This window comes from Aquabacterium sp., from assembly GCF_014378415.1.
Classification (GTDB): domain Bacteria; phylum Pseudomonadota; class Gammaproteobacteria; order Burkholderiales; family Burkholderiaceae_C; genus Aquabacterium.
In genome coordinates, this window is record NZ_JACMNS010000052.1 from 1 (window position 1) to 8,055 (window position 8,055).

General features: G+C 64.3%; 7 protein-coding genes. 1 reads left to right on the forward strand and 6 read right to left on the reverse strand.

Going from position 1 to position 8,055, the window contains the following annotated elements:
• The coding region (locus tag H7225_RS05350) for an FAD-linked oxidase C-terminal domain-containing protein (RefSeq protein WP_290659752.1) at positions 1-233 on the forward strand (233 nt) is incomplete at its 5' end.
• Between the two features lie 16 nt (positions 234-249).
• Here H7225_RS05350 and H7225_RS05355 read toward each other — a convergent pair.
• From H7225_RS05355 to H7225_RS05380, 6 genes are all read right to left on the reverse strand, one after another.
• Positions 250-2,808, reverse strand: coding sequence for a fused MFS/spermidine synthase (locus H7225_RS05355; protein ID WP_290659753.1), 2,559 nt, complete (start codon positions 2,806-2,808; stop codon positions 250-252).
• Positions 2,809-2,848: 40 nt separating this feature from the next.
• Entirely contained in the window at positions 2,849-3,472 is a 624-nt protein-coding gene (locus H7225_RS05360) for a putative 2OG-Fe(II) oxygenase (protein WP_290659754.1), read from the reverse strand.
• Positions 3,473-3,486: 14 nt separating this feature from the next.
• Entirely contained in the window at positions 3,487-4,437 is a 951-nt protein-coding gene (locus H7225_RS05365; RefSeq protein ID WP_290659755.1) for a HupE/UreJ family protein, read from the reverse strand.
• Positions 4,434-5,222, reverse strand: a complete 789-nt coding sequence (locus tag H7225_RS05370) for a peptidylprolyl isomerase (RefSeq protein ID WP_290659756.1) — start codon at positions 5,220-5,222, stop codon at positions 4,434-4,436. Before H7225_RS05370 ends, H7225_RS05365 begins: the two co-directional genes overlap by 4 nt.
• 32 nt (positions 5,223-5,254) lie before the next feature.
• Entirely contained in the window at positions 5,255-5,701 is a 447-nt protein-coding gene (locus H7225_RS05375; protein WP_290659757.1) for a copper chaperone PCu(A)C, read from the reverse strand.
• Positions 5,702-5,822: 121 nt separating this feature from the next.
• Positions 5,823-8,055, reverse strand: a 2,233-nt coding sequence (locus H7225_RS05380; RefSeq protein WP_290659758.1) for a hypothetical protein, incomplete at its 5' end; no start/stop codon positions are given.

Here is an 8,055-nt window from a genome sequence, read left to right on the forward strand (position 1 = left end):
AACACGAGGCCGAGGTCAACCGACTGGTCTACGACACGGCCTTGCAACTGGGGGGCACGCTGTCGGCCGAGCATGGCATTGGCCAGCTCAAGCGCGATGAGCTCGCGCGGCGCAAATCAGCGGTGGCCATGGGCATGATGCACGCCATCAAGCAGGCCCTTGACCCTTGCAATCTGATGAACCCGGAGCGGGTTTTGTCGACCACCTCGCCGAAGCTCGCGGCATCCGACTAAGGGTGCGGGCAGCGCCTCAAGGTCGTGCGTCGGGCATTTGGGCCAAGGCTTGGGCGGCTTCCGGTCGGTCGGGTTGCACGCGGGCCAACTCGGTGAGCAGCGCGCGGCCAGCGGGCACATCGCCGCCCGCAGACAAGGCGCCCGCCATGCGCAGCAGCGGATCGTAGGCCGGGCGGAAATAGGGGCTGGTGCGCAGCACGGACAACAAGGGCTCGCGGACCTGGGAGAGCATGTCCTGCACATTGCCTGCAGGCCGCACTGCCCTGCCGGCCACGATGAACTGGGTGCGCGCCGCCCAGTAGGCGGCCATGCGATCGGACCAGGCCTGGTCGGCGGCGGCATCAAACACCTCTTCCGGCATGACGGACAGCTCGTTCAGCAAGGCGATCAGCCGGTCTCGCGGCAACGAGTCAGGCGCGTAGGTGATGCGTGGCGCGCGGTAAGTCACCACCGGCACATCATCGGTGTTGGCAGCCGCCTCGCCCGCAAAATGCGCCAGCGCCTTCGGGCCGGCCACCATGCTGCCCAGCAAGGCAAACTCGTCTTCGATGCCAAAGGCGGCAGGCGGGATGGGCATCTGGCTGGCGGCCAGGCGCTGTCGCAACAGTGCAGGGTCGAAACCGCCCCCATCAGCCCGCCCCACCAAACCGATCACGGGCGTTTCAAGGCTGTTGCTGGCCAGGATGGCCCAGGCGCCCGGGTAGACCGTGGTGAAGGACTTCACGATGCTGCGCAGGGTGGCGAGGTCCAGTTGGTGCAAAGGCAACCATTGGCAAAACACCCCGCCCTCGGCCAGGCGCTCGCGAACCGCGCGAAAGTGTTCCACCGTGTACAAGGCACCCGAGCCACTGCGCGCGGGTTGGAAGTTGTCCGACACGATCACGTCATAGGTTTGATGGCTGGCCCGCACATAGCGGCGGGCGTCGGCCGCCATCACGTTGATCGGCGGAGCAGGCCCCTCGCCGTCGAACACGCGCTTGAAGTGCTGAGAGGCCTCGATGACTTCGGGCAGCAGCTCCACCACGTCCACCTGCAAGCGCGGGTCCTGGGCCGCAGAGCGGGAGGTGACGCCGGTGCCCAAACCCAGGAACAGAGCCCGCTGCGGCGACGGGTGCAACAGCAGTGGCAGCAGGGCCTGGCGAGCATCGACCAGCCGCGAGGAGGTGCTGCCCTCTTGTTGCCGGTTGTTGATGCGCAAGCGCGCCACACCCTCGGCGTCTTCCACCACGCTGACAGCGGCCATGACGCCATCGCGGTAGCTGACGACGTGGCCGCCTTCCGGCACCGTGATGAAGGCCAATGGGGGCGCCCAGATGGTCATCGCCAGCGCGGCCACTGCAGGGGTCCAAACCCATGGCGTGAGCCAGGCTCGCCGCGTGCCCAGCAGCAGGTACGCCGACGCGATCCCCAGCAGGACCAGCTTGGGGCCCAGCATCGGTGCCAACAAAACGCCAAACAGCGGCGGGGCCAAGGCCGCGGCCAGCGTGTTGACGCCCAATGCGCGCCCAAAGCTGACGCCAGCCGCACGAGCGCTGGCGCTGAGGTGGCTGAACAAGGCGCCCATCACAAGCGTGGGCAGACCGAAGGCCATCAGTGCCAAGACCGCTTCTGCACCAATGGCCAGCGCCATGCCCTCACCGCCCCCGGCTTGCAGCACCCAGGCCTGAAGCCACTCGGCCGCCCACAGGCTGGCCGTGCCCAGGAGGCAGGCCATGGCCAAGGCGGACAGCAGGCGGTCGGCCAACCGGTCCGCATCGACCGCGCGGGCAAGCCAACGCTGGTAGGCCGCAGCCCCCAATGCCGTGCCGACCAAGTACACGGCCAGCAGCATGGCAAAGGTGTAGACCGTGTCCTCGGCCACCTGGCTGAGCACCCGCACGACGAGTACCTCGTAGCCGATGCCCAGCAGCCCGGCCATGGCCAGGCGCAGCAAGGTGCCCCGTGCGCCGTGCGCGACGGGCAAGGCCGACCGAGCTGGATCGCTTGGCGGCTCACCATGCGCCGAAAAGACAAGGAGCGCCGCGCCCGCGCACAGCACATTGAGCGCAACGCAAACGATGGCCGTGCGCATCAAGCCAAGCTCAGGCACCAGCCAGAACGTGGCCCCCAACACGCCCAGCACCGCGCCGAAGGTATTGCTGGCATACAGCGCCGCGATGGAGCGCTGGCCCACGTGCATCTGCGATGTCACCCGCTCCATCGCCGGCAGCGTGGCACCCATCGCGGCCGTGGCCGGCAGAAGCAGCAAGAAGGTACCGCTGAACGCCAGCCACCATTGCCACAAGGGTGTGGGTTGCACGCCCGTGAGGTTGAGCAGCCAGGTGCTGAAGGGCGCCATCACCACCAGCAGCACCAGCCCCCAAGCGGCGATGACGACTTCGCACGCCGCGTACCAACGCACGGCATGCCCACTGCGCTCGATGCGCGGTCCCATGAGCAAGGCCCCCAAGGCCAGGCCGCCAAAAAACGCCGTCACCACGGCCAGCACGGCCGCAGACTCGTGACCAAGCCACAGCGCGCACTGCTGTGTCCACACGATCTGGTAGCCCAGGCCTGCCAAGCCAGAGGCCATCATCAGGAGCCGGGCAGCCCCTTGTCGCCGGACGAAACCCACGTCAGTCGCTGAACTGGATGCCATAACCCCAGGAGTCCAAACGCACGGGGATGGCATTGAACGCCATGGTGACGCGCCGCTCGCCTTCGTTGGGCGGCACGGCGTGCATCAGGTAGCTGGGAAACAGCACCATGTCACCAGGCTGCGGCATGGGGCTGATCCACTTCTCGGCATTGAAGGGGCCGGTCGCGATGCCGGCATGGTCGTTCTTGAACGAGTAGTCCGATCCGCCGGGTGATTTCATGAAGATGGTGCGTGCCGAGTCGTGCGTGGGCGTGAGGTACACCACGCCCGAGATGAAGCTGTTGGCATGGTTGTGCATGGCCTGTCGCCCACCGGTGTCCAGCAGGTTGACCCACATCTCCTTGACCGACCAACCCATGCGCTCGCCAAACAACAAGGCACCGAGCTCGCTCAGCTTGGGCGTGATCCGCGTGGCGGCCTCCACCAGCAATGCACTGTCGCTGGGCCGCAGCATCTGCGTGTGCGAGAGCTGAGAGGACGAATTGTTGTCCTGCACCGCCAAGCCACTGAAATGTTGCAGCAGCCCCTTCACCAGTGGAGGCGGCAAGGCGCCGGGCACCCGCAGAAAAGGCGTGGGAAACAGGCTGATGACCTCGTCCATGGAAGCAATCCAAATCAAGCAAAAATGGCGGCCACACGCGACCAGGCCCAGAACGCCGCCATGGTGCCGATGCCATACAAGGCCGCGGTGCGGGCCAGCGACACCGACGGCCAACGCGACACGGCGCGCCACAATGCCCAAGCCGCCGCCACCGTCATCAACTGGCCGATCTCGACACCCACGTTGAAGGTCAGCAAGGCGATCAACAGGTGGCTCTCGGGCAAGCCGATTTCCTTCAGCGCGCCGGCAAAGCCCAGGCCATGCACCAAGCCAAACAGGAAAGCCACCAGCGCGGGCCAACGCTTGGCGATGGTCTGCTTGCGGTGCAGGGCCTCGACGACGACGAGCACGATGGACAGCGCGATCAACGCCTCGACTGGCGGCGAGCGCAGCGCCAGCAAACCCAGCGCGCTCAATGCCAGGGTCAGGCTGTGAGCCACCGTGAAGGCTGTGATGGTCCACAGCAATCGGCGGTTGAAGCCCACCAGGAAGAGCAAGCCGACCACGAACAGCAGGTGGTCGATGCCACCCAGGATGTGCTCGACACCCAAAGCCACATACGCCGTGGCGATCTCGCCCATGCCGCGCCGGTCTTCGGCCGATCCATAGAGGTGAACCGTGGGCTGCCCGGCGGTCAAGGTGTAGACGCGGGACTGCCCGTCGAGCCAGAAGACCTTCACGAGCGCGGCCGAATAGGCTTTGCCCACGCCCTCCACCGAGAGCGTACCTTGCATGCCCAACTTACCGCAGTGCAGCACGTTCAACTCGGCCTGGCAGCCTTCAGGCCAGATGGGCTTGAGGACGTCGGCCACGGCGCCCTTCTCACTGGCCGTCCACTGCCACAGGAACTCACCGGGCGCCATCTCGCGCACCTGCATTTCGGCCATGCTCATTTCATGGGCCGATGCCGTGCTGGCCAGCAATGCCAGGCCCACCAGCAACCCGTTCAGACAACGCCTCATCATGTCGGCGATCCCTCGAACTTGACCTTGTACTTCTTCTCCAGCGCACGCACGGCCGCACTGCGTTGCTCAGACAAGGTCGCATCGGTCCAATCCTGCAACACCACCGCGCGCAAAGCCTCGAAGCTGGCCGTCTGCGGGTGCTTGATGGCATCGAGGCGGATCGCGCGCCAGCCCTCCTTGGACTGCTGCGTGCGCCATTCGCCAGCAGGCGCAGCCTCTAACGCCTTGGCGAAGTCGGCCCCATAGCTTTGCACCAGGTTGGACAGCGGCCGCGCCTTGAACACGCGCAACCCCGCGTTGGCATCGCCAGGCGTGCCGCCATTCAGGGCCGCGACAAAAGCGCGAACCGCTTCCTCAGACGCTTCGCCCGACAGCACCGCTTCCTGAAAATCGAAGCGGGCAGGCTCGTCGTACTTGGCACGGTGGCTGTCGAACCATTGGCGCAGCACTTTGTCGCCCACGGGGGGCAACTTGGTGTTCGCATCCACCACGCTCAGGGCCTTGAAGATCACACGCTCGCGGATCGCGATATCACCTTTGTCGACTTGAAGCGACAGCCCTTCGCGGTACAGCACCTCGTTGTCGAGCCAGACGCGGCGCAAAGCCGCCATCTCTGGCGCACTGGGGTCATGGCCGCGCGTGGCCTTGAAGGTGTCGCGGGCCTCTTTGTCAACCGCGGCGCCCACCACGATGGTGTGAGGGTCGTCGGTCCGGGTGACCAGGTGGTGGTCAGCCGCAAACAGCAGGCCGCCCAGCACCAGGAAGTGCAAGAGGGGTTCACGCACCCAATCAGAACTCTTTACTGCACTCATCAGATTCAGGCCGGCATGTAATCAACATTGAGTTCGGTATCCATCACGCCGCCCTTTTCGAAATAAAGGCGCATGGCGTAGGTTCTGGCCATCAGCAAGGGCTGGGTCAACTTCACCAGGCGCAGTTGCACGCCAGACTCACCCAGCACCAACTCCTGCCCCGGGAAGATCAGCAAGTTCACACCGGAGCGTCCCTCGATGCCGATGATTTCGGCACCTTCGGCCACGGGCGTCTCAACACCAATCAGGCGATCCAGCTTGCTCACCTGATCGATCTTCATGCAGACGATGGCGGTGGTGGCGTCCTTGACCGAAACCCGTGTCCACGGGTGCGTGACCCGCAAGGTGGGCGTGAAAAACTCGCACGCGCGGGCGGAGGGCATCACCAGGGCAGCGCCCAGGCCCAAGCCAATCTGCAACGCCTGGCGGCGACCCATGTTCTGGTTCTTCATGTTCAATTCACCTTTCGATGATGGGATTGTCCAAAAGCAATGTGACAAAACACTCAGCCCGCCGAGTGGCGGGCTGAAAACACCCTCAATCAAGAGGGTGCCCAGGCTTGTCAAAGGCTGGTCAGTTGACGCCAGCCACCAGCGTCGACCCATTCACCTGGATGTAAATGGGATTGCTGTAGAACCACAGGTCGGACCATGCCGCGACGTCATAAGCCACCATCTTCACGCCACCCACGACAGGCAAATGAGCGGGGCAACCGTCAATGGCACCAGAGCTGATCGTCCAGTTGGCACCATTGACCGGCACATTGGTACCTGTCGTGGTGCACGGAATCTTCAGCATTGCGGTGTTGCCCGCATTGGTATAAATGTCGGCCATGGGGTTACCGCTGGCATCGGTTTCATAAGGCACGGCCGCCGGCAGGTTGGAGCCGCGCAGGCGCACGTACTGCGAAGCCGACACGGCCGGGATGCGGTAAGTCATCTTCAGGAACTGCGTGGCATCCACACCCGAAGTGAAGGCCGTCCAGGGCGTGGTGGCACTGCCACTGAAAGTCTTCAGCAGGGTCGCCGTGGTGTTCTTGGCCGCAGCAGGCACCGCCGACAAGCCCACCGTCGTGCCGTCTGCCTTCAACCAGTTCAGGTTGCGTGGCCACTCACCCGAATAGTCCGCCGCGCCTGGTGTCTTGTAGCCGCTCACCATGCCGCGGACCAGATCAATGTGATCCAGCACCGGCGCGTTCAAAGGCTGACTGACACCAATCTGGGCCAGAGACGGATTGGGGAACGAGTACGGCGAGTTGTTCGTGCCAGCAGGATCGCGCACCACCACCGAGACGACGATTTCGGCACCAGGGCGCACCACGAGTTTTTCACCCATGGTGACGCAGCCGCTGGCCGTGATGTCGGTGTTACTCGTGGCGGCAGAGGTCGCTAGCGCTTCAACCGACGCGTTGGAACGCGCGCCAAGGCCCGGGTAGGACGCGCAGGCCACGAAGGCCAGACGGTCGATCACCGCACCGCTGGAGGCCCAGTTGTTGCCAGTGCGCAGGCCATCGACGATGGTTTGCGGACGCAGCTTGTCAGCGCCATTGCGAACCATCGTGTAGTTGCGCTGGTATTCGCCGGGGTAGAAATCCTGGGTCGAACGGCGGTCATCCGGGCCAAAGCTGCCACGGTTGTGCCAGTCGGAGCTGGCAAAGAACCAGAAGTTGCGGCCTTCGCCCAACAAGGCATCCCACACGCCGCCGATCAACGAGCCGTAAACGCCCGTGCCGCCGTAGGTCGTGCCGCCCACCGAGTCGACGTTCGTGGCCGAGCCGGTGAAGCCGCTGTTGCGCAGAGGTGAATACTCGCCACGGTTGGCCGAAGCGCCGTGACCAGGCTGTGTCTCGAAGCCAAAGGCCACATTGGGCGCCGTGTTGTTGAAGTTGCGCAGGTGCTCAACGTTGAAGCCGTTGTTGCCATCGGCGTTGAACGGGCCAGCGCGCTCAAGGTGGGCGGGCACATAGTAGCTGCCGTTGGCGTGCTTCTCAACCATCCACTTCAGCGCTTCCAGGGTCTTGTTGTGGCCCTTGACGCCTGTGCCCGTGCCGCCAGAAGGCATCAGCTTCTGGGCGGTGGCGTTCCAGCTGGCGTCTGCAGCGTTCAAGCTGCCGGCGACCGAGCAGTTCCAGTTGTTGCCCGTGGTGGAGCCCGTGGTGTTGCCACGGCTGGTGTCGGTGTCGCCACGGTCAAAGCAATAGCTCCATTGGGCCAGTGCATTGGCATTGCCTTGAGGCGTGTAGCCAGGCGTCGTGGGCAGGATGGCGTTGTCCAGCGAACTCGGCATCTGGCCTGTGATGATGCCCATTGAAGTGTGCTCGTGACCCGCCACCACCGATTCCAAACCCAAGAATATCGGCACGTTCTTCTGAGCGCTCAAGTACTCCACCAAGGGGTACTGGAATTCTTGCAGGGACTGCCAACGCCACATGTTGCCGTTGCCACCCACACCACCGTTCACACCTTTGATGTTGGCTGCGCCAATGCTGTTGGCCCAGGTGGTGGTGGGCCCCTTGCCCGAGACGAAAGGATATGCGGGCGTGTCCAGCGTGGCATCTTCAACCAGCGAGCAGTTGCGGTTACCAGAACCGCCGTGGCCAGCTTGCACAAACCAGTCGAGGCCCCAGTTGCCGGTCGACTTCTCGGTCGCTTTCTTGATCAGCTTCTGCATCGAGATGGAGCCATCCGAGCAGGTGGTGTGGTTGTGAAAGTCACCAGCAACATAGTTGCCAGATGCCTTGGCAGCCGTGGCCAATGTGGGCGCACTGGCCAGGGTGGCTGCGCCAATGAACGAGATCACCGCGAGG